Raw genomic sequence first — 25,136 nt, forward strand, 5'->3', positions numbered from 1 at the left:
TCCTTGTCCGCTTCACTTATTTTACAGCAGATTTTTCTAAAATATCTTCCACTTTTGTTTTCATAGATCCTATTACCGTTTTCTTATATCTGACGGCTAAAAGAATTACTTTTAAACGCTGAAAATGGGAAAGCTTCTTAAACCGTGTATCTTCTTTAAAAAAAGTACGAACAATTGATATGGCAGTCGGACACATTTTGTCACGCGAAAACCAATCATTGTTCTCTTTTTCCATTCTTTCTGCACGCCTTAAGCGATTTAACCAGTACTTTATGTCAGTTTTAATCGGATACTCATCAATAATACATGGGGCGTACTTATGTTTTGTATGCTTTGTAAGGTACTCATAACGGTCATTTCCGCTAATAATAGTGAAACCGCCATTCTTGTCTTTTTTGACAACCAGCATATTCATGCAATCCCACATCATTCCTCTTAGCTTTTTTACATGCTCCGTCAATTTTATTGTAAAATTGGGTTTAATCTTTTCAAGTGGGATATATTGGACATTAAGCTTCATCTTTATCCTCCTCTTCTCATAGGGAGTAGGCTTGTGAATAGTATATGAAGCCAAGTGGGCAAATGGTGCCTAATAAAAAAGAGTCACCCTTCACATGCTTGTATAAACGTTGTGAGAGTGACTTCTTATAAAAATTATGCTGCTTTATTTTTACGGATAAAATTACGAATGTCTCGATTCCCAATAAACTTTTTAGACTGTTCATCCCATAACTTAAAGGTTAAAGATTTTAAACTTGTTAAGAGTGTAAGTGTTGGAACATCTTGAAGTCTAGGATCACTTTTATGTGCTTTTTCCAAGTGATAATTTGGTACACGAGAGTTCAAATGATGCACATGATGAAATCCGATGTTTCCTGTAAACCATTGCAAAACTTTTGGAAGCTTGTAAAACGAACTGCCTTTTAAAGCAGCTTCTACATAGTTCCATTTTTCATTGTGCTCAAAATAACCATCTTCAAACTGATGCTGAACATAAAACAGCCATACTCCAGAGAACGTTGCAATATAGAAGATCGGGAGTTCAACTAATAAAAAGGCTTTCCATCCGATCGTCATTCCAATTGCAAGAACAATCCCTACTAATAAAACATTTGTCAGCCAAACATGCATTCTTTCTTTCTTTGAAGCATTCTTTGTATTAAAACGGTAATCAATTAAAAAGATATATAATGGTCCGATTAAGAAAAGTACGATCGGATTTCGATACGTTCGATATTGCAGTCGCTTTAGCCAAGAAGCTTCGGCATACTCTTGCAAAGTCATCGTCCATACATCACCAACACCGCGCTTCTCAAGGTTTCCATTTGTCGCATGGTGTGTTGCATGACTATTCTTCCATTGCTCATAAGAACAGAACGTAAACAATCCAGTAAATATACCTACGATCTGATTAGCTTTACGGCTTTTAAAAAATGAATAGTGTGTGCAATCATGGAAGATGATAAACGTTCGAACTAAAAATCCCGCTGCAGGAACAGCACAAAGAAGTGTTAACCAAAACGATATATCTAAACTCAGATAAGCAAGAATCCATAATAGAATAAATGGTCCCACTGAGTTAATTAATTGCCATACGCTTGCTGAAATACGCGGACGCTCAAACGGCGCTAATTTTTTCTTCCACTCACGAATGTCATAATTCGAATGTTCGCTCATTCAATCAGTCTCCTTTTTGTTACATCCATCCTATTTTACCACAACTTTTGTATTCCGTTTCTACATATATTTGACGAAGTATGTAATTATTACAGTTCAAAATAATAACCGGCCTCTCACGATTAGAGATGGCCGGCTTTGATGATCAGTCTGTTATGTTATTTTTTAGCATTAATATAAAGTTTACCTGCGGCTTTTTCATATGTCTTATTTCCATAATCATCAGAAGCGATTACTTCTACGATTGCACCAGGGGCTTTCACATTTGAAGTAGCAGTGTAGTAACCTTCGTAATGGCCTTCTGACGTTTCACGCATCGCCAGTTCTGTTGCGTTTGCCAAGTTGCCCGCATTTGTCAACGGCATATGGATTACAAATATCGCATCTAATCCTGGCTCACTTTCAAATTCAATTTTTACAGACTCCCCGCTCTTCAGCTCTTTGTCCGCATCTGGCTTTAGATTTTCAATAACAGGAGCCTCAAACTTCGCATACACTTTCACAGTCTTTGCATGACGATTGCCTGCTTTATCTAGTGCAACAACCTTGATGACATTCTCACCTTCATTTAGTAGCATACGGTGACTGTAGTTTCCTTCTTCATCCACTTTTGCTTTTTGACCGTTTACTTTAATCCAATCAAGGTTTGTCTCGTTAACCGTACCTGTAACTGTTACGGATTCGCGATTTGTTTTCAGGCCATCCTCTGGCGAAGTAATGCTGACTCTTGGTTTTGATTGATCCAATGTAATGGTTACTGGAGCTGATTCATCTGTTGAACCTTGCTCTGTAACGGCTTTCGTAGTCAGTCTGTTCTCACCATCTTCAAGTGTGAGATCAGCTGAGAAAGTTCCTTCGTCTGTTGTGGCTGCACTTGCGACTTCTTCACCATTGTTAAAGATTTTCACTGTTGTTGTTGGTGCAGCCGTTCCTGAAACAGTTACGTTTTCTTGATTTGTAAATGCTCCATCTGCAGGAGACGTAATTACAGGTGCCGTTACTTCATAGTTCACAGTTGCCCGGATCATATAGTTTCCTTCGTCTTCAGGTGATTGTGACCAAGCCCCGCCAACTAATTGATAGCTTCTTCCTGACCATTCACCATCCTCATCTGTTCCAAGCCCCGGAGTATTTGGATTAGGATGACTTTGAATGTACACCATGTAGAAATCTCCCTCTACCATGATGCCGTGTGCACTTAAATCAACATGTGTCCACTCACCGTTACGAAGTGCAGTTGCATCAAAAGGACCTGCAAGCTTCTTTCCAGGTGCTCCGTCAGGACCACTTGCATCGTAAACAGCTAATTGGAATTCTGTTCCGCCCGGTACCGGCCATTCCGTATCCCAGAATCGGAACAATCCGCCTGTTACGGCTGCCTTCTCATTACCTTCAGCAAGTGACATTTTAACTGCCCATCCATTGCCAGCATCATAGAAGGCACGTGCGTTTTCAGCCGTTCCATCGTCATAGCCGATCTCACCCGGATATCCGATGAACGGTTTTAGTTCGAAGTTCTGTTCTGTAGATCCTCCGCCGGCAATCGTAACAGATGCTTCTTCACCGTAGTATGAAGGGGCAACGACTTTAAGCGTATACTCTCCTTCATAAGCTTCAATCTCATAAGAACCATCTTCGTTCGTTTCAACAGGTGAAACAGCTGCATCTTCCATAAGCATGACAGTAGCGCCTGCAACTGGTTCTCCTGTTACCTGATTCGTTACGTTACCTGAAACTGTACCTTTAGGAATTTCTTCAAGAGTAAAGTTTGCTCTTGCTGTTCCATCTGCTTCAAGGTTTACCGTTTGAGATGCTGAACGAAAGCCGTACGCTTCTGCTTTTACTGTGTACGTACCGGCAGCATGCGTCAAGCTGTAAGAACCATCTTGAGGGTTTGTATAAACGGAACGTCCTGTTTCAAGTACACTTACCTCTGCACGCATAGGAAGTGCCATTGGGGCAGCTTCACCGTCTTTAGATGGTTCTTTTTCTTCTGTTGGTTTCATTGGTAAAATCTTTGAAGGATCTACCTTTGGCTTCGCTTCTAAAGAAGGAGCTTTGTCCACTGAACCTTTTCCTAATTTTGCTTTTTGCGCAGGAGCTAATGGCTGATCCATTAATTTTACATCGTCCAAATACCATCCGGCTTTTACAACAGAGCCATCCGTTGTAACGTTGAAAGCCACATATACGCGCTGGCCAGCGTACTCGCTTAAGTCTACTTCTCCATCAATCCATCCGCCGGACGTTGAGTTAACACGCAGTTTCTGAGTCCAGTTTTCCATATCTGTAGAAACAAAAACATGGCCATAATCATAGTTGCGTTCTAGATCATGCCACTGTTTAAACTGAAGATAGCTGTGGCCTTCTGGTAGATCAACCGGAGGCATCACAAGTGTCATGTTCGAACTGTTTGCATAGTTTCCTGCAAGATTAGTAGCATATACCTTTTCTCCTGAAAGTGCTGCACCCGGTCCGCTAGTTGGTGTACCATGCTCCCAGCTGTTATTTGGACCATAAGAAGACCATCCAGTCAGACTTCCTTCAAAATCTTCCTCATAGCCAACTGAGATTCCTGGCAGTAAAGCAACTGTGTAATCCTCAGCTGAAACTTCATTACCTCCAAAGTCGTTTACCTTCCACTTGTAAACAATTTGGTCACCGGTTAATGCGGATCCAGGAATTGTTGCTGTATACGCGCCAGACTTATAGTCTCCCTCTGTTCGCTCAGCCGCAATGTCTGTCCAGCTTCCATCTTCGTTTTGGTAACTTAAAAGAACAGAAGTTACACTGATGTTATCTGATGCTTGTGCCTCAAGGGTTAGAGGCATTTCTTTGTAGGATTCACTTGGTCCTTCATGCGTGATAGAAGGCGCTTCGGTGTCCTCTCCCTCCTTTGTTACAGTCCCTTCAATACTCCCTAAACCTGTTACTACAGAAGATACAGCTGTAAAAGCATTTACAAGCCCATGTCCATAGCCATTGTTAGGAGATTCAGGGAATGTTGCATCAGTTAGTGGTGTAGCTGAAGATAATAAAATCTCTTCCATTTCTTCTACCGTTAAGCTCGCATCCGCTTGGCGAAGCAATGCGGCAACGGCTGATACGTGCGGCCCTGCCATTGAAGTACCATTCCATCCGCCTTCATAGGCACTTCCCGGTACAGAGGATCGAATATTTACACCTGGCGCAGAGATCTCTGGCTTCGTTTCATCATATGGGGATGGTCCTTGGAGAGAGAAGCTAGCTAAACGGTCATTGATATCCGTTGCACCAGTAGCAAAAGATTCAGGATAGTTTGCAGGTGTCGCTACAGATCCAGGACCGCCCGGGTTAAAGATAGTCGTGTTGCCTGCAGAGAATTCTGGGAAGATTTCTGCTGCACGCCATGCAGCAACCATTTCTCTGTACCACTCATCTAATCCAGGTCCGCCGCCCCAAGAGTTGTTAACAACATCTGGCGCTTTTTCTGGATGAGGGTTGCCCTGTGCATCTTTTGGAGCTAAGATCCATTCACCTGCTTCTAACAGATCAACGTCTGTACCACCGTCTGCATTGAATGCTTTAACGGCAATCCATTTTGCACCAGGTGCAACACCGATTTGGTTGGCACCATCTGGTTCAGAACCGACCATTGTTCCGGTAACATGTGTACCATGTCCCAGGTCGTCATAAGCGGCTGCTTGACCGCTTACTGCATCAAACCAGCTGAACTGATGATCTGGAGTATCGGGATTCTGCGGGTTAAATCCCCGGTACTTTTCCTTTAAAGCTTGGTGGTTCCATTGTACGCCTGTATCAATAGATGCAACAACTGTACCAGAACCATCGATACCCATATCCCAAACGGCAGGAGCTCCTACTCGTTCAATATTCCATTCAATAGAAGACAATCTGTTTTCCGGTTCAGCTTGCAGGGCAGGTTTTTGTTTTTCGGGGAGTTTAATCGTACTTACAGGCTGAATGAGCTGTCTTGTTTCATTTGGAAGGACTTTTTCAACCTCGGGGAATGCTGCGATTTCTTCCATAACTTCCTTTGTTGCTGTAACAGCCATACCGTTTACAACATAAAAGGATTGGATTTTTTCAGCTTTTCCTGCTTTTTCTTGTTTTTCTAAGTAGTTTTTTGTGTGCTGTTGTGTTTCTAGCGCTTTTGCACGAAGAGAAGAAACAAGTGTGGAACGTTTCATTAGCTTAGATTGATTGGCAGAAAGTTTTTGGGACTTTGCTTTTTTAGCTGCTTTTTTTGCGACTTCTGCTGTATCAACTTGTTCTTTAAACTTTATAAGGAACGTGACCTTATCTTTTTTATTGAACTGTTCACTCAATCTTTTAGAGACCTTATTTTTGCTGCTTTCTAATGCTGCTTTCTTTGCTGATGTAGATGGTTTTTCTTTTGTTGCTGCATTCGCTTGAGACGGGAACATCAATGGAACAATCATTAAAAAAGCTAAAAATACGGAAAGCCAGCGTACTTTTTTTTTGTTTTTACTCATGTTTCTTTTCCCTCCCTATTCTTTTTGGCGATACAGATCTCTAACTCTATTTACCGTTTCACACCTCCTGTATTTTTTTTGAAAATATAGTAATTACTTGTTGTTATGTAAAGATTAACCGATGACCGATGTAAGATTATGTAAAAAAATGTCGTTATTTTTGCATGAAATTGGAAATTAAATCCTTTGTATGACCTTAATCCTTCCGTTTTGTTACTATTGAATAACTGATTTTTATTTCTGTCCTATTTTTTAAGGAAAGACAAACTTCTGACTCATGACCTAACTACCTGTTTTTGTAATATAAAAACTCAGTTGATTAAAATAAGAATTCGGACCCCCATGAACACAAACAAACACTCTTTGATTTTCTATTTTTTTCTTTATTTTCTCAATCCTGTATTGATTTCGTTACATTTTTCTAAAATAAAGACTGCCTTATTTCCTACCAATCAATCAGTCCAATTGTCGGAAAAAGAAATCCTTCTACCCAAAAAAAAGTATCTTCTTTATCAAAATGGTATAGGGCATACCATTTAATAAAGGCACTCTTTTGATTAAATGTCGTTTCTTGACAAAAAAAACTCTCTCTTATTAAGAGAGAGTTCTAACTTATTCAGGTCTTGTTAATGAATAGGCATCACCGATCTTTGCATAGTTAGTTCCTGCTAGCCTTCCAACAGGACGCAGCCTCTTGGCATCAATCCTGCCTTGACTGTATATGTCCTCTGCTATGTGATAGTGGACAACCCTTCCGATCAGGAGGTCCGTTGCCGGTTTATCAGGTGTGCCGCCTAGAGGAATGATCTGTTCAATAACACATTCCATTCTAATTTTTGCCTCTGCAATTCCCGGAACTTTCACTTTTACAGATTCAACAGCTGTCAGATTTGCCAGTTCGACTTCACTTTCTTCAGGTCCTAAATTTGCTGCAGTTTGATTTACGGCTTCAATGTACGTTTCGTCTGGGATGTGTACGACGAATTGTCCTAATGCTGCGGCATTTCTGGAAGTATCTTTTTGTACGCCATCCCTCCTGCCGATTGATATAGCGATCAAGGGCGGGTCGGCCGTCAGTGCGTTAAAATAGCTGAAAGGAGCTGCGTTTAAGACACCTGTTTCGGATAATGTGCTCACAAAAGCGATAGGTCTTGGGATGATACTCCCAGTCAGAAACTTATAGTTTTCTTTTACGGATAAGCTTTGAGGGTCAATCGATTTCATGAATCATCACCTGCTTTAGTTAAAATTTTTACTGAACCATTGTGCCGCTTCTTCGACCTCAGCTCTTGATAGCTGATGGCCCATGTTCTCCCATTTTACGTGTACAGCTGCGCCTGCATGTGAAAGAAGATTCTCTAATTCTTCCGTTTCCTCCGGAGGACAGATAGGATCATTTTTGCCTGCACCAATAAAGACAGGCAGACCTTTTAGATCGGGTAATTCAACTCCTCGTCTTGGCACCATTGGGTGATGAAGGATAGCTCCTTTTAACGAATGCTGATAATGGAAAATCAAACTCCCTGCAATATTTGCTCCGTTTGAATAGCCGACCGCAACCACATGATCACGGTTGAACTCATATTTTTGAGCAGCCTCATCAATAAACTCATGAAGTTCTTTTGTACGGAAGATCAAATCCTCCTCATCGAAAACCCCTTCTGCTAAACGGCGGAAAAACCGCGGCATTCCGTTTTCGGATACATTACCTCGTACACTTAAAACAGATGATTCCGGTGAGATCAAATCAGCCAACGAAAGAAGGTCTTCTTCGTTTCCTCCTGTTCCGTGCAGCAAGAGCAGTACAGACTTTGTTGTATCAGTCCCTTTTTTAAACAAGTGTTTCATGATTTGTCCTCCTCTAAGATCCTTGCTTCTGCTGGCTGCAAATGATTCTGAATCTGCTCTCGATGAGGTTCTAGCCATGGCGGAAGCAATAGACTTTTTCCTAATTCTGCTTCTGTCTCATCACGGGTAAATCCTGGTGGATCTGTTGCGATCTCAAAAAGGATTCCACCTTCTTCACGGAAATAGATAGCGTTAAAATATTGACGATCAATGATCTCTGTAACATGAAAATTATTTTGCTTTACATGCTTCTGCCACAACTCATGATCTTCATAGCTGCTTGCCCGCCATGCGATGTGATGAACGGTCCCTACTCCACTTACTCCTCGTGCTTCTGGAGAAAGTTTGATATCGATCACATTTCCGATATCGCTTTTTGCTTTAAAACGAACGTAATTACCTTCTTGACCTATCTTTTTTAGTCCCATCACATCTGTTAGAACAACTTCTGTCTGCTGTGGTGAAACTGAAAGTAATGTTGCCCCACCAAACCCTTTGATCGCGTGCTGAGATGCAACTCCGCCAAATGACCATTCGCTTATCTTTCCTTCTTGTCTTGCGACGATCTCTAGACGCAGTCCATGAGGATCTAAGAATTCTAGATATTCTTCTTGGAAACGTATAGTTTTCTTATATTCGATAGAAAACTTTAGCAGTCTTTCCTCCCAAAACGGAAGTGAATCTTCCGGAACAACAAAAGAAGTCGTTCCTACCTGGCCTGAACCAACTCTTCCTCTATAGGCATCCGGCCACGGAAAGAAAGTCATAATGGTCCCAGGGCTGCCTCCTTCATCTCCAAAATAAAGATGATACGTTCCTGGATCATCAAAGTTTACCGTTTTCTTAACTAGCCTTAATCCTAGTACTCCAGCATAAAAATCAACATTCTCCTGCGGACTGCCGACAATAGCTGTAATGTGATGAATTCCATCTGTCTGCATTGTCATACTCATTTTCATTAACATCCTTTCAGTTGATCAACTTATTTTTTGTAAGTTTAGTATATAAAATATAACTTACTTTTGTCAAGTAACTATATTTATTTGTAATCCAATTGCAGATTCTCTTCAACTTAGTAGTCAATAAATGCTCCTTTTCATTATGTACGTATCACTGTTTACTTAGCCTTTACCCTTTATGAGGGGTTAAAAACGATAAGGTGAGGACTTGAAACCTTTAAAACAAAAATCCACGTGGAATATGTATATTCCACGTGGACAAAAAGTGAATTGTTGTATTTGTTTGGGGACAGACCCCTTTTTAGAAGTCGAATTTATCAGGGTCTGGACCGATGCGGCGATCTTCATTCAAATCATTGATCTTCTCCATATCCTTGACAGACAGTTCAAAGTCAAAGATATCCGCGTTTTCAACAATACGATGCTGTTTAATAGATTTAGGAATTGTAACAACACCGTTTTGAAGATCCCAGCGAAGGATGATCTGAGCCACAGATTTCCCGTATTTCTCAGCTAGCTCAACAAGTGTTGGCTCATCCAATAGTTCACCTTGCATCAATGGGCTCCATGCTTCCATTTGGATGCCATTCTCTTTACAGAATGAAAGGAGTTCCTTTTGTGCAAGACGAGGATGGTACTCCACTTGGTTTACCATCGGCTTGATCTCGCAATCAGCTAAGATGTCTTCTAAGTGATGAATTTGGAAGTTAGATACACCAATCGCTTTAACTTTTCCATCTTTATAGAGCTTCTCAAGCGCAAGCCATGTTTCTTTGTACTTGCCTTTTACAGGCCAGTGAACCAAATAAAGGTCAAGATATTCCAGACCGAGCTTGCTCATGCTCTCGTCAAAAGCAGCCAGTGTTGACTCATAACCTTGATCTTTATTCCATACTTTAGTCGTGATGAACAATTCTTCGCGAGGGACACCCGCTTCTTTAATAGCTTGTCCCACACCTTCTTCATTTTTATAGATGGCTGCTGTATCGATGCTCTTATAACCTGCTTCAATCGCCCATTTAACAGAGTCGATTACTTCTTGGCCTTCTTCCACTTTAAATACTCCAAGGCCAAACCAGGGCATCTTTACTCCATTATTCAGTACAGTTGTATCTTGCAGTGAATTAATTGTTGTCATCTGTATCTGCCTCCAATTCTACATGTAATTTTTATCCTATAAAAAGATATTGTCATATTCTGCTGTAGAAAGGAAACATTTCGACTTTTAGAAGGTTTTTAAATCCTTCTATGGAAGTAGTATCCAACACATTATGAAAATGGGGTGTTAGTGTGAAGGACAATCTGATTCAATTTAAAACAAAAAGCGAATCATCTAAATCTATGCCTGAACAAGAATTTACCCTGATTCAGGAGATTCGTGAACTGTTGTCAGAGTTTCACTGTAATTATCCTTTAGTAACAAAAAAGGCCATTTTACTTCGTATTGATCAACTAACAGATGAACTCATCTTCCATAAGCGTTAGTTAAAAAAAGCTTGCCGTTGATAGACATTTAGTAATATGTCAAGTTCTTGACTGCATTTTACTGTTTCCGTGCTGGTTAATCCGCTGCGATCGGCAATTTCTACCAGCTTCTCTTTTTTTTCTTTTATACATTCCATGAGAAGAGAGTTATTCCATACTTTTTTCTCCACGAGAATCGGCTCCCCTTATGTCAATTTTGTACCTCTCGATTATTATGACCGCTTTTTCTCGTCTTGAAAATAGATTCCGCAAAAGAAGAAGTAATCTTACAAAAGCGGACATTTTTTTACATGGCAAATCGTCATAAAGACCCAAAACTTCCTCCAATGTTAAGCATTTTTCAGCCGCATTCGTCTACTTTTTCGGGACTTTTCAATCGATTATATTTAATAGAGAAAGAAAATTAAAAAGGGAGGACTTTAGGAAAAAATGAGAAAAATGTCAAAAGAAATAAAAGAAGAGATGATTGATAGAATACAGGCCTTCTTTATAAAAGAACGCGGTGAAGAAATTGGCAATCTAGCAGCTGAGCAAGTTCTGGACTTTATAACAGAAGAGATGGCTTCTTATTTTTACAATGAGGGAATTGAAGATTCTATATCAGCGCTTCAATTAAGAATGGAGAATTTAGAAGAAGACCTGTATACGTTAAAGCATCCCCTTTATAAATAATAGACAGGAAAAAAGGATGGGAGATTTCCCATCCTTTTTATTGTTTCTTGTCATTATAGTAATTGACTGAATACATAGCACCCTCTTCAACCATCTTATTATCATCTACATCCATTGGATCAGGGTGACCTGCTTTATTGATCGGGAGCTGTGTACGCTCGATATGGTGAGGACGGACTTTCCGTTTCATATCTTTCAGTTTCATTTTTGTTTTTATACGATTTGGTTTAAAAGAGAGCCAGACCAATGCACCTGTACCTAAACCGATTAAAGCCCACGATTGCGTTTTAAATAATTTGTTAGTCGTTTTCATTTGGGTTGCAGTTTGCATGTATAACGCCTCCTTTGCTTACTATTACCCCTTTTTTCTTCATTCGTAACATCACAAATTTGTTGCAAAATTATTACATCCGCCCAATTCCGAAAAAACTAAACTTTTGTCCATACACGCTTTTCACCTATTACATATACTGTATCGAAGTTGTAAGTATAAATCGTAAGGAGGAGTTTTAGAATGTATGCAAATTCACCTGTAAATGCTTCAATGGCAAACGCACCAATTTATGGTGGTGGCGGATATGGTTATTGTGGTGGCGGTTATGGTTATGGTAAGGGTTTTGCGATCATAGTCGTTCTATTCATCCTTCTCATTATCGTTGGTTGTTCTTGGGCGCATAAAGGCGGCAAAGACTGCTAATTTTATTCCCAGTAAAAAAGGGTGCGGTTATAATAACCGCACCCTTTTTTACATATACCGCTTTGTTTTTTTCTGAAATCGAACCGTTCGTACAAAATCAATAATTCTGGTGCTGATCCATTGACATAATAAAGCAAACAAAATGATTTCAATTCCAATCGTTACAGAGGTAACAAGCAAAACAAAGCTGTTGATTAAAAAAAGAATGGTGCCTGGTCTCTTTCCTGACCATTTTGCGAGGATTAAAGCTAAAATATCCATACCGCCAGAAGATGCTCCAAAACGAAAAAGAATACCAACTCCTGTACCAAAGATAATAGCCCCGTAGATCACATCGATGATTGTCATGTTCAAAGGCTGTGGTACCAGCGCCGTCATCCAATCTACCGTAACAGAGGTAACAGCCACGCAATAAATGGTCCATAAAGCAGTCAGTTTTCCAAGTTTATTAATTGCCAGAAGCAATAACCCAAAATTAATGGTCCATAAGGTTAGCCCTAATGGTACATGAAAGAAATAATCATTTAAAATAGCAATGCCGGCTGCCCCGCCAGAAGGTATAGCGTGGGGAAATAAGAATCCAGCCATAGCTAGTCCCTGCAAAAAAGCTCCAACTGTTAACCATACGATTCTCTGCAAAACAAAAATCCTTTCTGATTCATCATTTCTATCCTTCATTTTAGATCTCACACTAAGAAATGCAAGATGTTTTAGGAATCATTTTTATCATTCATAAGTTTACCTTTTTGGATAAGCTCTCTATGTATCTGCTTAGCATATAGTAAAGAAACATGAGAAAAAAAGTGGGGTGGGTATGTTGAAAAAAAATATCCTTTTTTTTGGAGACCCCGGAATTGATGATACTCTTGCCCTTATTTATGCTTTATTAAATCCAGCTATAAACTTAGTAGGCATTGTAGCCGGTTTTGGAAATGTCACTCGTATGCAAACCGCCCAAAATGCTTATTACCTCCTTGATTTGGCACAAAGAGAAGACATTCCTGTTATAGGAGGGGCGGTAAGATCGGTAGTCGGGCAAGCTGGCGTATTTTACCCCGAAATACATGGTGAAGAAGGACTTGGGCCAATCCGTCCTCCTGAGTATATGACAACAGAACTCAATGTATTTGATGATATCTACAAGATCATCGATTATTATCCCGATCTTACAATTGTTGATGTAGGAAGAAATTCCTCTCTCGCAACGGCTTTTACACTCGATAATGACACCATGAAAAAGGTCAAAGAGATTTACCTGATGGGTGGAGCCTTTTTGGTTCCTGGTAATGTAACACCCGTAGCTGAGGCTAATTTTCACGGGGATCCTTTTTCAACAAATATTGTACTTGAACAAGGCAACAACATTACAATAGCCCCTTTAAATGTAACGAATTACGCTATTGTTAAACCCGAGACGATCGATAATTTGGCAAAAAACATGCAGCCTCCATTCGGAAGCTTAATCAAGCTGATCTTTGATTATTATTTTAAAGCATATCAAAAGCTAATCCCCGGCATAGAGGGTTCACCTCTCCACGACGTTTTCACGATTTGGGCTTTAATGCATCCTGACAAAGTAACAAAGGTGAGGAAGCAAGTATCCGTGGTGAACGATGGAATCTCTAAAGGGTTAAGCATTGCCGATTTCAGGGCAAAACCAGTTGTTCAGCCAGGTCTGACTTTTCAAGATATTATTTTACAATTTGATTACCAGGCATTTATAAAAGATTTTGTTACCGTTATGCTTAAGCGTCAATAAAATAAACATATTTTAAGATAATGCTTCATACCTTTAAAATGATTACTCCTTTTTAGAGGTATAGGGCCCTGTTCATCTCTTTTGCGGGAGACACTCTATGTGAGATCAGCAGAAAGGTGGACCAAACATTGAGTCATCATAACTTAAGTGATATTAAGGCGATTGAACAAAAGGCGCGAAAAGAACATAAAGAAGCCGAACAAGCACGGACGGTTATTCAAGATGTTCTGATTCAAAAACGGTTTCATGAAAACCGTCCGTTAAACCATCAAGAGAAAAATAAATGAAAAAGAGCAGTTCCTTCCCGGAACTGCTCTTTCAGTATTTTTACGACAACGAACCTGTTCCGAGACTTCGTAATGCATCAACTGCAGTTCTGCTGTCTTCACCGACTGCTGATACACAGCAAATTCCTTGCATTCCATTTAAAAGACTCATACTAAGATGGCTTTTTGCATTGATTTTTAACGTATTGCATTCAAAAAAGATCTGGCATTGTTCAAATTCGTTTGCTTTTACAACCATCTCATGAATCCATGATGGTCTTATTCTCTCTTGTACCATAAAGTAAGTTTTCATCACACATTACCCTCTTTTCAGTCCGCTTCATTTTTAATTGTACAACGTGAATGTAAAGCCTGTTTAAACGCTGTGTAAGTGTTTTATGGCTTATCGTTTCAATTTATGAGCAGAATGAAAAATAATGGTATGAAAAAAGCACTAAATTACAAACATTAGAAGTAATACATAAAAAGGGAGAATTGTTATGGCTTATTATGTTGCTTGTGACTATGACGAACCTGATTGCCAGAGTTACAGAGGAATTGTGATCATCGACACACTGACGAATGAAGTGGCACACCGCTTCTTCTCAGGGAATTTTGATCAAGATTTTCAGGAGTACAGAAGCTGGCTGGAAGACACGAATCCATACTATTACGAAGGGGATAGTCTTGTTAATTTTGTTGGGGACCTCCATAACCCTGCATTAAGTGATGAGCAAGATTTCTACCACTGACGTGATAAGTAAATTGACAAGGGTATCCGTCACTTTTTTCATTCTGATAAGGTGTGGTGGTCTCTCAAATTTTGCAGTCTCGCTGATATATGTTTAAAACTCGTGGAATTATGGCTAATATTTCTTGAATTGAAGCCATTATTCCTGGAATTAATGCATGAATTTCTGGAATTAAACGGCATAGGGTATAAAAGATCAAAAAACCACGTATGTTTTTTACACCTAGATCATAGCTGACAAACAAAAAATTGCAACAATATCGACATTTCACATTAAAACGCATGGTATAAATGAGTTATACATTCTAAAAACAATAAACAGCACCCTCCCAACTGGAGAGTGCTGGTTTTGTAATCTTAATCTTTATTTGAAAAATCAATAATACGGATCGGGTTCCCTGTTCCATCTCTATAGATCGCATATCTTCCGGGCGGGATGGTACATGGAGATTTTATAAAATCTAACTTGGATTCGTGCTCATCATAAAAATCATCGACGCTATCTACGAGGAATACTCCCCCTGGTCCTAGTTCATGTTCGTCCTCTTCAATCATCAACTGTACTTCACAATCTTTCATGGTCATCCCAAGTACTTGATTTCCCTCACGCCAAGCTTCTGTCATCCCAAGACCTTCATAATACCTTTGTGATTCTTGTAAATCTTTTACTGGGTGAAACAGAAATGCAAGCTTCATACCAATACCCCCTAAGTAAAAAATTTTCATGACACTTATGTTTATCTTACATTTATTTTTAGTGTATACGTTACATTCCATCTATCCTTATAATTTTCCTGCCGAATCCGTTAGAAAAACTTTAAAAAGAAAAGAACCTAGCCTCATAAACACAGCATGTGCGTATGTGACTCGGTCCCTTTGTCTTAATAATAAGGATACGGATAGGGCGGATAGGGCGGGTACGGCGGATAAACGGGATAGATTGGGTAAGGTCTTGGCGCTAATGCTAGACCAGCGATCGTTCCAAGTGTTAGACCTACTAATGCCGGTGCAAAAAACCGGTCGCTGCTTCCATCTAGTTCTGTACTATATGGCAGAATATATGCCTTTTTATCATCTACATGTTTAAGAACACCATGATATCTCGTGCCGCAATGACATGTTATATACACGGACCTGCCTAAATATCGTCGGCACAGGTGATATGTTTGGTATGACAAAGGGTAAACCTCCCAGCTTGTTTTTGCCTTCTGTACACCATATGTCCAACCTGTTATTTTGACAGAGACAAGTGTCTAACCATCATTAATTTTCTGAACCCGGAGTTAATAAAAGATGTTCCCTTCCTTTTCCGCCGTTGTCATCCAGCGCTGTCACATGATACTTTCCTGTAGCCCAATCTTTTGACTGGTCCTTATACCACGGGCTTAACACATGACCAGATTGCCCAGGTCCGACTACATGATAGGCTTTCGTTGGATCGGCCATATCGATTACCATCCGCCATGCTCCTCCATGGGTGATATCCCCAGTTTCTCGGTTCCATCCAGCTACTCCGACTGTAACCCGGCTTCCTCCCATCTTCTGTGTTTCAGGGTTAAACAGCAGATTTAATGGTTTGATTGATGCAAGCGGGTGTTCAAAAGTCAGGGTATGAAAGTCTCCCCATTTCCATTCAGCCAGATATTCACCATATTCCTCAGTGAGCGTTGAGATCATCGATCTGAATGACTTCTCGGTAACCTTCTCTAAACCACCGTGCTCTTTGATCCATGGACCAGGCTGTCCAGCATATGCCTTACGGATCAGCTCATCAATTACTTGTTCACGTCCATCAAACATATCCATCATCTCTTCACTGATTTCATCTTTAAATAACTCGCTGCTAAAACGGTCCATCCAGATATGAAAGATGAGAGGCGCCGCACTATTTTTACTGTCTAGCTTGTTCCATTTTTTCAGAACGTCTATGACTTGAGTTTCGATCTCGTTTAGCGGTTCATTCGTTACTTGTTCGATTAAGATCGGCAGTATTTCTTCGGCTTGTTTATTTTTTTGGTCAAACTGCAGAGTCTGCATGTCTTTTACAGTAAGGGTATCAGTTTTCTCTAACACTTCTACAATTCTTTGCTGTCTGTATGGCTGTGCGAATGTATCAGAAATATGATATGGATAGGAATCTGTTGTTACTTTATTGTTTGCGGTTGCAATATACCCATTTTTCGGGTTCACAGTCGTTGGAAGTTCATTCCAAGGAATATACCCTTCCCACTCATACTGATCCGTCCATCCTGGAACTGGGAGTGACGTATACTTTTGTTTTCTAACCGGGATTAATCCGTTAGCCTTATAGGCTATGGTTCCGTCCGTACTTGCGAAAACAAAATTTTGTGCCGGTGTATGAAATGATTCCAGAGACTTCTCAAACTGTTGCCAGTTTTTTGAGCGGTTCATCATAATAACCGCTTCAAGTTCCTTTGAAGGCTGAAGAGCTGTCCATTTTAAAGACAGAGCTGTTCCAGGTTTATCATGATGGGCAAACTCTGAAATAATAGGTCCATGTCGTGTAATCACGACCTCATAGTTAACATCAGCTTTATCTTTTACTTTGATCACTTCATCAACAACATCGGCTTTCTCCCAATCCGCTAAATACTGAAACTCGTATGGGTCTTTCGGATTTCTCTTTTCTATGTATAGTTCCTGTACATCTGGTCCTACGTTCGTAACACCCCATGCGATCGTATCGTTATGACCTACTATAATTCCAGGGATACCCGCAAAAATAACACCCGACACTTCATATTCCGGGGCCTTTAGATGTGTTTGATACCAGATGGAAGGCGTTCCAAGCGAGAGATGCGGGTCATTGGCTAGAAGCGGTTTTCCTGACTGCGTTTTACTTCCTGAGACAACCCAGTTGTTGCTACCATTATGAAAGTTTGGAACAACTGCTTCTGCAAAACTTTTTTCAAAATCTAGTCCGCTTTCCTTTAAATCTTCTAATATAGCGGGTGCGTCAGCCGGATACCCTGGAAAAAGATCTAATGCTTTTTCCTTTGAGAAAGTTTCCATTAAATAATAACGAAAAGCCTGGCCCTCCCAGTGTCCACCAAGGTCGAATGCCATGTATTTACCGATTACAAGCGAATCGACAGGTGTCCATTTCTTAGGTTCATAGCCAACAAGCATAAATTCGATCGGAAGGGTGTTCGTTTTCTTTGCCTGCTTCATGTAAGCGTTTACGCCATCAGCGTACCATTTCAGATATTGTTTCATTTCAGGCGAATATTTATGATATGAAGCTTCAGCTGCTCTTCTTAGACCAAGGGTTCTAAAAAACTTATCACGTGAAAGAGCCTTTTCACCGATCACCTCACTAAGCATGCCTGAAGCTTGTCTTCTGCTTAAATCCATTTGGAACATTCGATCTTGAGCCGTTACAAATCCTTGTGCTATAAATAAATCTTTCATCGATTTTGCTTCTATATGCGGAACGCCATGATCGTCCCTATAAACATCTACGTTTGCTGTCAATCCGTTTAAGGCTAATGCTCCATTTACTTGCGGCTTGCTTTTTTGAAGCAGAAAATAGGCTGTCCCTGCTGCAGCTGTTAAAATAATAACAAGTGCAACCACAATGATGATTAAAGTCTTTTTCCAAGTTAACCGTTTCACCAATCTTTTTTTCTGAAGTGCTTGTTCCACTTCTTTACCCCCTGCCCTGACAATCTTCCTAAATAGATTCTCTAATGTGACGGATTTCCCTGTGACAAAAGAAAGAAAAGTATTCTGCAGTTAAATACCGTCATACTTTCCGCCTAATTTCTGTTTAAATAGACAGAATTCTCAGACTTCTATCGAATATATGAACAAGCAGTCTCATGACAGACAGGATAAGGAGAAAAATAGTATGGCTAAAATTCTAGTAGACTTCCAACTCAGCCATGGCCAGGAAAAAATAACAAAAGGCAATATTGTTATCGCTAATATTAACCCTGGAAAATCAAATCTCCACGAACAAGTAAAGAAGTTAATTGCAGACCAATTTAAATGCCCAGCGGGAATCATTTCAATTAAGAAAATAAAAATGAACGCATAAAAAGAGGTGCTTCTAAAAACAGAAAGCACCTCTCTATGTATAGGGGACTTTATTATCTCACTCTTAAGTTCTCAGCGTAAGTTCCATAAGTCATATAACGGTAGGCCTACATCCATACCTTTATACGGTAATTCACCCGTTGAATGGTCAGCTTCTACATCTTTTGTCATGTTAAAAAAATATACTGATCATTTGTTCGATCTTATCCTCCGTCGTTCTTCCGGCAATACCTGGTGTTTGTGCAAAATATTTAACAGCTTCTCCACAAGTAAGACCAATTTGGCTAAGTCCTTTTGCAATCGTTATTAGATAAGTGGCAGGGGGCGGATTAAGATCCTGTTCGTGCATATTCAGATTACATGTAAATGTAACCATGGGATAACCTTCTTCTTCACCTAAATAGACCATTCTGCTGTACCAGCCTGCTCCAAAATGAATGTATCCTTTTTGAATGACCTCTTCTAGATCTGCCTCTATTTCATCACAGCTGTTTTCTTGTGCTGTTACATCTAAAAATTGCTCAAGTGTAACTAAATACTTTCTTCCGTACGTTTTGTAATTCTCATTTTTTTCATGACCTATGAAAGCAACCCCTCCTTCCCCCCATTTGGTTCGCTCTCTTGCAAAATAAAGTGGATAAGGAAGAACGGCCTTCCCATTTTTAAGAGGCATTGCTGGATTTCTGCAGCCCCTCTCTTTTTGGGTAGAACCTTCTGGCTGCTCTCCGAGAATATAACATAAAAAGCGATGTTCCATTAGATTTGATCCATAACTAACATACCAAACATAAGATGTATCCAAACTATAAACTCCTCCTAAATAATTTTTCTTGAATAATTGTCATGAAAAGTTTTATATCCTTATAAATTGATATACACAAGGGGGATGAAAAGAATGGTTAGAGCATGCTTAATCTTCTTACTTGGCGTTTTTGTTTTCCTTTTAATGATATTCGTTGCTTCACCTGTTATTTAAATTATAAATTGAATATTTAATAGGCCTTTATAACCAGTTAAGTATTATCAAAAGAAATAAAGTGCATATTCAGAATTATGATATTGGTAAAATAAACCTATTGACCTAAATGCAAAACATAGAAATAGTTATTCCGATTCTTGTTCTATTTTTATTTTCGGGATAAAATGGAAAACATACAATACTTTTCCTTCTCTAATTCTTGTACGAGTCTTGCTCCTAATTTGTTAAGGAGGGATGGGGATGACAGTATTTGAAGCGATGTCACTCATGATTGGTTTTTCAATGCTTGTTCTTACCATTATCCGCTCCAAAGATAACTCATAAGAAGATAGAGAGTTTTTTGCTTTTCCCATTCTGCCATGCCGGCGCATGGCTTATTTTTTCGGATAATTTCCTGTTAAACACACAATGAAGCATAATATCCTTTATAGGAATTGTAAAACAAAAACCTTGCTGGAGATACACTCCATGCAAGGTTTTTCTATTTTACGCTTTTTTTACAATGATTTGTCCGTCTGCTACGTGTACTGTTAGTTTTTCTACATTTTCTTCATCCAATAAAACATCAGCAATTCTGTCTTCAATATGCTCTTGAATGATTCGACGCAATGGTCTTGCACCAAACGAAGGGTGATACCCTAGTTTAGCCAGCTTTTGCTTTGCTGCAGAAGTAACTGTAATCTTAATATTTTGCTCTTGCAGCTGGTCTGAAAGCTCTTCAAGCATAAGATCAACAATCTTTACAAGATGTTCTTCTTTTAATGACTGGAACTGCACGATGCTGTCAAATCTGTTTAAAAATTCAGGCTTAAAGTATCCTCCAAGTGAATCTAGGATGTGTGTTTCCTTCTTAACATCTTCTATGTTAAACCCTAGTTTCTTTGTTTGTTTAACAGAAGCTCCAGCGTTGCTTGTCATGATGATGACTGTATCTTTAAAGCTGACTGTACGTCCTTGGCTGTCAGTTAATCTACCATCTTCCATGATTTGCAGGAACATATGCTGTACATCAGGATGAGCCTTCTCAATCTCGTCCAACAGCAAGATGCTATATGGCTTGCGTCTAACTTGCTCTGTTAATTGTCCGGCTTCTTCATGTCCAACATACCCTGGAGGTGAACCAATCAATTTGGACACAGCATGTTTCTCCATGTACTCACTCATGTCAAGACGGATCATGCTATCTTCATCACCAAAGATTTCCTTAGCTAAGGTTTTTGTTAGTTCTGTTTTACCGACACCTGTTGGACCTACAAACAAGAAAGAACCAATCGGGCGTTTCTTTGCTTTTAGTCCAGCACGGCTTCTGCGGATGGCTTTCGCCACTTTTTCGACCGCTTCATCTTGCCCGATGACTTGCGCTGAAAGCTTTGAAGCCAGCTCTTTCATTTTAGATTGTTCGTCACTTTGCAGCTTGCGAACAGGAATGCCTGTTTTATGTTCAACGATGTTTTGGATATCCTCAACTTGAACAATCGCTGCTTTTTTATCTTCTTCTTGCGTTTTTAGTTTTTCTTCAAGAACAAGCTCTTCCTGACGAAGTTTTGCTGCTAACTCATAATTTTCATCTGAAGCTGCCTTTTCTTTTTCTTTTACAATCTCCTCCAGCCGTTCTTCAATAGAAGACTTTTCAATCGTAATATGCTGAAGATTGCTTTTCGATCCTGCCTCATCCATAAGGTCGATCGCTTTATCAGGCAAGAACCGGTCCTGAATATAACGGTGTGAAAGCATTACACATGCTTTCAGCGCTTCTTCTGTGAATTTTACTTGGTGATAATCTTCATAACGCGACGCCAAACCTTTTAAGATTTCAATCGCCTCATCCGTTGTAGGCTCATTAACCATAACTTGCTGGAATCGACGCTCAAGGGCTGCATCTTTTTCTATCTGACGATATTCTTTTAGTGTTGTAGCACCAACCATTTGCAATTCACCACGAGCTAGCGCAGGTTTCAAAATGTTGCCCGCATCCATGGAACCTTCTGCAGATCCCGCTCCCACGATCTGATGCACTTCATCCACAAATAGAATCACGTTCTTGCGTTTCTGAAGTTCTGCGATCAGCTGTTTCATACGTTCTTCAAACTGTCCTCTTACACCTGTATCTGCTACGAGTGATGCAACATCCAGTAAGTACACTTCTTTCTTTAACAGCTTAGCTGGTACGTTGCCTTCCACAATTTTTGTTGCTAGACCTTCGGCGATGGCTGTTTTACCGACACCTGGTTCTCCGATCAATACTGGATTGTTCTTTGTACGTCGGTTTAGAATTTCGATTACTCGGCGAACTTCTTTATCACGTCCGATAACCGGATCAATGATTCCTGCTTTTGCAGCATCAGTTAAGTTGCGGCCGAATTTATCTAAAAAGCCTCCGCCACGTTTTCCTTTTTGAGTTTGTTGTTGATGATGGTGGTTTTGCTGATCAGAGAAAGCTTGGCCACTCATCATTTGTTGGAAGATATCATCGAAAGAAGAAAAGTTCATATTCATTCCTCCTCCAGTGTTCATTTCTTGTTTCACTTTATGGTAACAATCAGAGCAAAGCACAAATTGTTTCTTTTCTTTATTCATGGAAATACTCATTTGGATCGTAGCAGGATTAACTTCACATTGTTCACAACGCATATTTGTAACCCCCTATTATTTATTGGTTTCACATGGTCCAAGTTTGACTTTGACTTTCTTTGACCATTGATTTTAACCATATTATACTTTGACCTTTTTTGACTTTCAAGTATTTTGTTTTGCAGGAATAAAAAACAAAAAGAGATGAGCTCTTAACTCATCTCTTCCCCAATTCAGTTCCAATTAAAAGTGATTTTTTGTCTGTAATCTTCTGTTTCTCCAGTTGGTGTTAACCAAACCTCTAATGTATATGTTCCTGGTTCTAAATCACTAACTAAAATATCCTGCTTAAAAACGTCGGCCTGTTTCAACTTTAAAGAAGTTAATACTTGCATGAACATATGATTTTTTGAGTACTGATAAACAATCTTCCCGCTCTTATCTTTAATCACATAATCAAACTTTTGACTAGATGAGAATTGAAAGACTTTTTCTTTTTCAGTTTGGTTTTTTAATTCATAACGAAATAAAATACCTTTTGCGTTCTGCTGTTCTTGAATTTTTAACGAAGATTCAATACTTCCTGCTACAATACCGCTTTGCCCGCCTTGTCCGTTATCAGGACGCTGTTTCTTTTCATTTTCTTTACCATCACCCATCACCGGTTCTTCTCTCCCCTCGGATTGGTTTTGGCTGTCATTGTTTCCACAGCCTGTCATGACTATTGAAATACATATTACGATAAGTATAACACGCCATACTTTTGTACATTTTTTCACCGTTCATCACCTCACTTGTTAGTTTGGGCATATTTACTGATTTTCATGTTTAAAAAGGATTTTTAAAAGAGTTCATGTAAAATAGATAGTAACCACAAAAAAGGAGCGGGTTACTTTGAATATTGCACATGCTGATCTATTACTAGAAATGCAAAAACGAACATCTGAAAAACGTGCTACACAAAATGAAACCGTACTTTGGCAGCATAGCCGGGACGAATCTTATCACCAACCAGTTTCCCCTGATGTAGTTGTTTACCCTAAATCGGCAGATGAAATTTCTTCCATATTAACATTCGCAAATGAACATCATATTCCTGTAGTTCCTTTTGGAGCAGGATCAAGTCTTGAAGGACATTGTATACCTGTAAAGGGAGGTATTTCACTAAACTTTCAGGAGATGAAGGAAGTACTCGAAATTCGTCCTGATGATTTTTTAGTAAAAGTCCAACCTGGTGTTACACGAACGCAATTAAATCTTGCATTAAAGAAATTCGGCTTATTTTTCCCTGTAGATCCAGGAGCTGATGCAACAATCGGCGGGATGGCAGCCACTAATGCCAGCGGAACAACGAGCGTAAAATACGGAATCATGCGTGATCAGGTAAGAAACCTCCAAGTTGTTCTAGCGGATGGCCAAATCATCCAAACAGGCGGACTGGCAGCTAAATCATCAGCTGGCTACCATTTAACTTCGATGTTTGTTGGATCGGAAGGTACACTCGGTGTTTTTACCGAGATCACATTGAAAGTTTACGGTATTCCTGAGTCTGTTCTGGCAGCACGATGTACATTCCCTTCCGTTCAATCTGCAGTGGAAGCCGCATCTGCTGTACTTAGTTCAGGAACGGGTATCGCCCGAATGGAACTTGTTGATGAACGTTCAATTATTCAGGTAAATCATAATAGTGATACAGCGTATACCGAAGCTCCTACCCTTTTCTTAGAGTTTCATGGTAATCCTTCAAGTGTTACATATGAGGCTTCCCTGACAAAAGAATTACTTGAAAACTTTGGAGGTCTTGAGTGGGTAGAAGAAAGAGATTCAAAGGCGAGGGCAAAACTATGGGAAGCTAGACATAACTTAGCCTATGCATTTAAACATGGCTATCCAGGAAAGTCCATGATGTTCACAGATGTTTGCCTGCCTTTATCAGAACTGTCAGGAGCTATCGTTCATGCGAGAAAAACGATGGATGAGATTGGTGTGCCTGGAGCTGTTTTAGGGCATGTAGGGGATGGGAACTTTCATGCCATTCTTATGTATGATGCAGTTATCGATGCAGAACGGAAGAAAGCAGATCAAGTGAATGGAAGCATAGTGGACTATGCACTTCGTAAAGGCGGCACCTGTACAGGCGAACACGGAATCGGAATCGGCAAAGCGAAATTTTTGAGAAAAGAGCATGCAGATACACTTCCAATCATGGCGTCCATAAAAAAACAATTGGACCCGAATGACATTTTGAATCCAGGTAAAATCATACTATAAATAATGAAACGATATACTTGTTTCTCCGTATAAGTCTATAGAACTAAAAAAGGGGGTCATCAAATGATCGTAGTAACAACTGAAAACATAAAAGGCTATGAAGTAAAAGAAGTGAAGGGATCTACTTTTGGAGTCGTTGTCCGGGCAAGAGGGATTGGCGGTGACATCATGGCAGGACTTCGAGGAATCATGGGTGGAGAAATTAAAGAATATACAAGCATGCTAGAAGATGCGCGTAAACAAGCAGTTGACCGTATGGTTAAAAATGCAACCGAAATGGGTGCTAATGCAATCATCATGATGCGTTTTGATTCTGGTGAAATGGGCAACAACATGAGCGAGATCGTAGCTTACGGAACAGCTGTTGTTGTTGAAAAACAATGAATGTATTAAATATATTAATCGGCTGGCAAGTGCTCTCCTTTGTCGCACTCGTAGTACTAGGCATCATATCGTGGCTTTATTATGATAAGAGGTATAAAAAAAGTGAAACAAAAGTTCCGACTGGCTACATCTGGACAGAAGAAGTTTCAATCGATCCTGTCTCCGGCAAAAGAGAACGTGTTTACTTTAATCCGGATACAGGGGATCGATTTTATAAGGAAGAATGAAGAAACCCAAAAGTTTTTATACTTTCGGGTTTTTA

Annotated in this window: 28 protein-coding genes; 11 read left to right on the plus strand and 17 right to left on the minus strand. The window is 39.7% G+C overall.

Translation table 11 applies throughout. The features are described 5' to 3' along the window. Nucleotides 1–16: 16 nt before the first annotated feature. From IEV52_RS16765 to IEV52_RS16795, 7 genes are all read right to left on the minus strand, one after another. Complete coding sequence (locus IEV52_RS16765; protein ID WP_188403626.1) at nt 17–520, minus strand: ParB N-terminal domain-containing protein; 504 nt, start codon at nt 518–520, stop codon at nt 17–19. Between the two features lie 134 nt (nt 521–654). Continuing rightward, nucleotides 655–1,677, minus strand: a complete 1,023-nt coding sequence (desA, locus tag IEV52_RS16770; protein ID WP_188403627.1) for a Delta(5) desaturase DesA — start codon at nt 1,675–1,677, stop codon at nt 655–657. A 158-nt stretch (nt 1,678–1,835) separates the two neighbouring features. Beyond that, a complete protein-coding gene (locus IEV52_RS16775; protein WP_188403628.1) occupies nt 1,836–6,173 on the minus strand; it encodes a S8 family peptidase in 4,338 nt (1,445 codons plus the stop codon). 612 nt (nt 6,174–6,785) lie between these two features. After that, nucleotides 6,786–7,397: a flavin reductase family protein gene (locus IEV52_RS16780; protein WP_188403629.1), complete on the minus strand. Its 612-nt coding sequence runs from the start codon at nt 7,395–7,397 to the stop codon at nt 6,786–6,788. 15 nt (nt 7,398–7,412) lie between these two features. Continuing rightward, entirely contained in the window at nt 7,413–8,021 is a 609-nt protein-coding gene (locus IEV52_RS16785) for an alpha/beta hydrolase (protein WP_188403630.1), read from the minus strand. Further along, nucleotides 8,018–8,968: a ring-cleaving dioxygenase gene (locus tag IEV52_RS16790; RefSeq protein ID WP_188403971.1), complete on the minus strand. Its 951-nt coding sequence runs from the start codon at nt 8,966–8,968 to the stop codon at nt 8,018–8,020. The genes IEV52_RS16785 and IEV52_RS16790 overlap by 4 nt, the downstream gene beginning before the upstream one ends. A 313-nt stretch (nt 8,969–9,281) precedes the next feature. Beyond that, nucleotides 9,282–10,118 carry an aldo/keto reductase gene (locus IEV52_RS16795; protein ID WP_188403631.1) on the minus strand — a complete coding sequence of 279 codons (837 nt, stop codon included), beginning with the start codon at nt 10,116–10,118 and terminating at the stop codon, nt 9,282–9,284. 152 nt (nt 10,119–10,270) lie between these two features. On the opposite strand from IEV52_RS16795, the gene IEV52_RS16800 reads away from it, so the two are divergent. Further along, nucleotides 10,271–10,465 carry a hypothetical protein gene (locus tag IEV52_RS16800; protein ID WP_188403632.1) on the plus strand — a complete coding sequence of 65 codons (195 nt, stop codon included), beginning with the start codon at nt 10,271–10,273 and terminating at the stop codon, nt 10,463–10,465. On the opposite strand, the gene IEV52_RS16805 is transcribed toward IEV52_RS16800, so the two are convergent. Further along, entirely contained in the window at nt 10,462–10,635 is a 174-nt protein-coding gene (locus IEV52_RS16805) for an aspartyl-phosphate phosphatase Spo0E family protein (RefSeq protein WP_373869425.1), read from the minus strand. The genes IEV52_RS16800 and IEV52_RS16805 overlap by 4 nt on opposite strands. A 268-nt stretch (nt 10,636–10,903) precedes the next feature. On the opposite strand from IEV52_RS16805, the gene IEV52_RS16810 reads away from it, so the two are divergent. Beyond that, complete coding sequence (locus tag IEV52_RS16810) at nt 10,904–11,137, plus strand: DUF2164 domain-containing protein (RefSeq protein WP_229754324.1); 234 nt, start codon at nt 10,904–10,906, stop codon at nt 11,135–11,137. Nucleotides 11,138–11,174: 37 nt separating this feature from the next. Here IEV52_RS16810 and IEV52_RS16815 read toward each other — a convergent pair whose 3' ends face one another. Then, nucleotides 11,175–11,468 (minus strand): hypothetical protein, encoded by a 294-nt coding sequence (locus tag IEV52_RS16815; RefSeq protein ID WP_188404000.1) that lies wholly within the window; start codon nt 11,466–11,468, stop codon nt 11,175–11,177. Between the two features lie 213 nt (nt 11,469–11,681). Here IEV52_RS16815 and IEV52_RS16820 point away from each other — a divergent pair, with 213 nt between their 5' ends. Then, nucleotides 11,682–11,834 carry a YjcZ family sporulation protein gene (locus tag IEV52_RS16820; RefSeq protein WP_188403973.1) on the plus strand — a complete coding sequence of 51 codons (153 nt, stop codon included), beginning with the start codon at nt 11,682–11,684 and terminating at the stop codon, nt 11,832–11,834. Between the two features lie 48 nt (nt 11,835–11,882). Here the strand turns inward: IEV52_RS16820 and IEV52_RS16825 are convergent, their stop codons facing one another. Then, entirely contained in the window at nt 11,883–12,512 is a 630-nt protein-coding gene (locus IEV52_RS16825) for a YitT family protein (RefSeq protein WP_229754325.1), read from the minus strand. Nucleotides 12,513–12,648: 136 nt separating this feature from the next. Between IEV52_RS16825 and IEV52_RS16830 the strand changes: the two genes are divergently transcribed. Next, nucleotides 12,649–13,593 carry a nucleoside hydrolase gene (locus tag IEV52_RS16830; RefSeq protein ID WP_188403634.1) on the plus strand — a complete coding sequence of 315 codons (945 nt, stop codon included), beginning with the start codon at nt 12,649–12,651 and terminating at the stop codon, nt 13,591–13,593. A 128-nt stretch (nt 13,594–13,721) separates the two neighbouring features. Next, entirely contained in the window at nt 13,722–13,880 is a 159-nt protein-coding gene (locus IEV52_RS16835) for a hypothetical protein (RefSeq protein ID WP_188403635.1), read from the plus strand. A gap of 40 nt (nt 13,881–13,920) precedes the next feature. Here the strand turns inward: IEV52_RS16835 and IEV52_RS16840 are convergent, their stop codons facing one another. Then, on the minus strand, nt 13,921–14,172 hold the full coding sequence (locus tag IEV52_RS16840; protein WP_188403636.1) for an HPr family phosphocarrier protein: 252 nt from the start codon (nt 14,170–14,172) through the stop codon (nt 13,921–13,923). A 187-nt stretch (nt 14,173–14,359) separates the two neighbouring features. Between IEV52_RS16840 and IEV52_RS16845 the strand changes: the two genes are divergently transcribed. After that, nucleotides 14,360–14,611 carry a hypothetical protein gene (locus tag IEV52_RS16845; protein WP_188403637.1) on the plus strand — a complete coding sequence of 84 codons (252 nt, stop codon included), beginning with the start codon at nt 14,360–14,362 and terminating at the stop codon, nt 14,609–14,611. Between the two features lie 356 nt (nt 14,612–14,967). On the opposite strand, the gene IEV52_RS16850 is transcribed toward IEV52_RS16845, so the two are convergent. From IEV52_RS16850 to IEV52_RS16860, 3 genes are all read right to left on the minus strand, one after another. After that, on the minus strand, nt 14,968–15,306 hold the full coding sequence (locus IEV52_RS16850) for a VOC family protein (RefSeq protein ID WP_188403638.1): 339 nt from the start codon (nt 15,304–15,306) through the stop codon (nt 14,968–14,970). 185 nt (nt 15,307–15,491) lie between these two features. Continuing rightward, on the minus strand, nt 15,492–15,788 hold the full coding sequence (locus IEV52_RS16855; RefSeq protein WP_188404001.1) for a hypothetical protein: 297 nt from the start codon (nt 15,786–15,788) through the stop codon (nt 15,492–15,494). Nucleotides 15,789–15,873: 85 nt separating this feature from the next. After that, nucleotides 15,874–18,276 (minus strand): penicillin acylase family protein, encoded by a 2,403-nt coding sequence (locus IEV52_RS16860; RefSeq protein ID WP_188403639.1) that lies wholly within the window; start codon nt 18,274–18,276, stop codon nt 15,874–15,876. A 205-nt stretch (nt 18,277–18,481) separates the two neighbouring features. Between IEV52_RS16860 and IEV52_RS16865 the strand changes: the two genes are divergently transcribed. Next, the gene (locus IEV52_RS16865; protein WP_188403640.1) at nt 18,482–18,670 is read left to right on the plus strand and encodes a hypothetical protein; all 189 of its coding nucleotides are present in this window, start codon (nt 18,482–18,484) and stop codon (nt 18,668–18,670) included. Nucleotides 18,671–18,841: 171 nt separating this feature from the next. Here the strand turns inward: IEV52_RS16865 and IEV52_RS16870 are convergent, their stop codons facing one another. Beyond that, nucleotides 18,842–19,471, minus strand: a complete 630-nt coding sequence (locus tag IEV52_RS16870) for a hypothetical protein (protein ID WP_229754326.1) — start codon at nt 19,469–19,471, stop codon at nt 18,842–18,844. Nucleotides 19,472–19,882: 411 nt separating this feature from the next. Between IEV52_RS16870 and IEV52_RS22385 the strand changes: the two genes are divergently transcribed. Further along, nucleotides 19,883–19,972 (plus strand): putative holin-like toxin, encoded by a 90-nt coding sequence (locus tag IEV52_RS22385; RefSeq protein WP_229754327.1) that lies wholly within the window; start codon nt 19,883–19,885, stop codon nt 19,970–19,972. 162 nt (nt 19,973–20,134) lie between these two features. On the opposite strand, the gene IEV52_RS16875 is transcribed toward IEV52_RS22385, so the two are convergent. Further along, nucleotides 20,135–22,279 carry an ATP-dependent Clp protease ATP-binding subunit gene (locus tag IEV52_RS16875; protein ID WP_188403641.1) on the minus strand — a complete coding sequence of 715 codons (2,145 nt, stop codon included), beginning with the start codon at nt 22,277–22,279 and terminating at the stop codon, nt 20,135–20,137. A gap of 173 nt (nt 22,280–22,452) precedes the next feature. Continuing rightward, entirely contained in the window at nt 22,453–22,998 is a 546-nt protein-coding gene (locus IEV52_RS16880; RefSeq protein ID WP_188403642.1) for a BsuPI-related putative proteinase inhibitor, read from the minus strand. Nucleotides 22,999–23,113: 115 nt separating this feature from the next. Between IEV52_RS16880 and IEV52_RS16885 the strand changes: the two genes are divergently transcribed. The 3 genes from IEV52_RS16885 to IEV52_RS16895 all read left to right on the plus strand — a co-directional run bounded on the left by IEV52_RS16885 (nt 23,114) and on the right by IEV52_RS16895 (nt 25,101). After that, nucleotides 23,114–24,490: an FAD-binding oxidoreductase gene (locus tag IEV52_RS16885; protein ID WP_425589498.1), complete on the plus strand. Its 1,377-nt coding sequence runs from the start codon at nt 23,114–23,116 to the stop codon at nt 24,488–24,490. Nucleotides 24,491–24,553: 63 nt separating this feature from the next. Next, complete coding sequence (locus IEV52_RS16890; RefSeq protein ID WP_188403643.1) at nt 24,554–24,874, plus strand: YbjQ family protein; 321 nt, start codon at nt 24,554–24,556, stop codon at nt 24,872–24,874. After that, nucleotides 24,871–25,101 carry a hypothetical protein gene (locus tag IEV52_RS16895; protein ID WP_188403644.1) on the plus strand — a complete coding sequence of 77 codons (231 nt, stop codon included), beginning with the start codon at nt 24,871–24,873 and terminating at the stop codon, nt 25,099–25,101. Before IEV52_RS16890 ends, IEV52_RS16895 begins: the two co-directional genes overlap by 4 nt. The last annotated feature ends 35 nt before the right edge of the window (nt 25,102–25,136 follow it).

Source organism: Fictibacillus barbaricus, assembly GCF_014635025.1.
Classification (GTDB): domain Bacteria; phylum Bacillota; class Bacilli; order Bacillales; family Fictibacillaceae; genus Fictibacillus; species Fictibacillus barbaricus.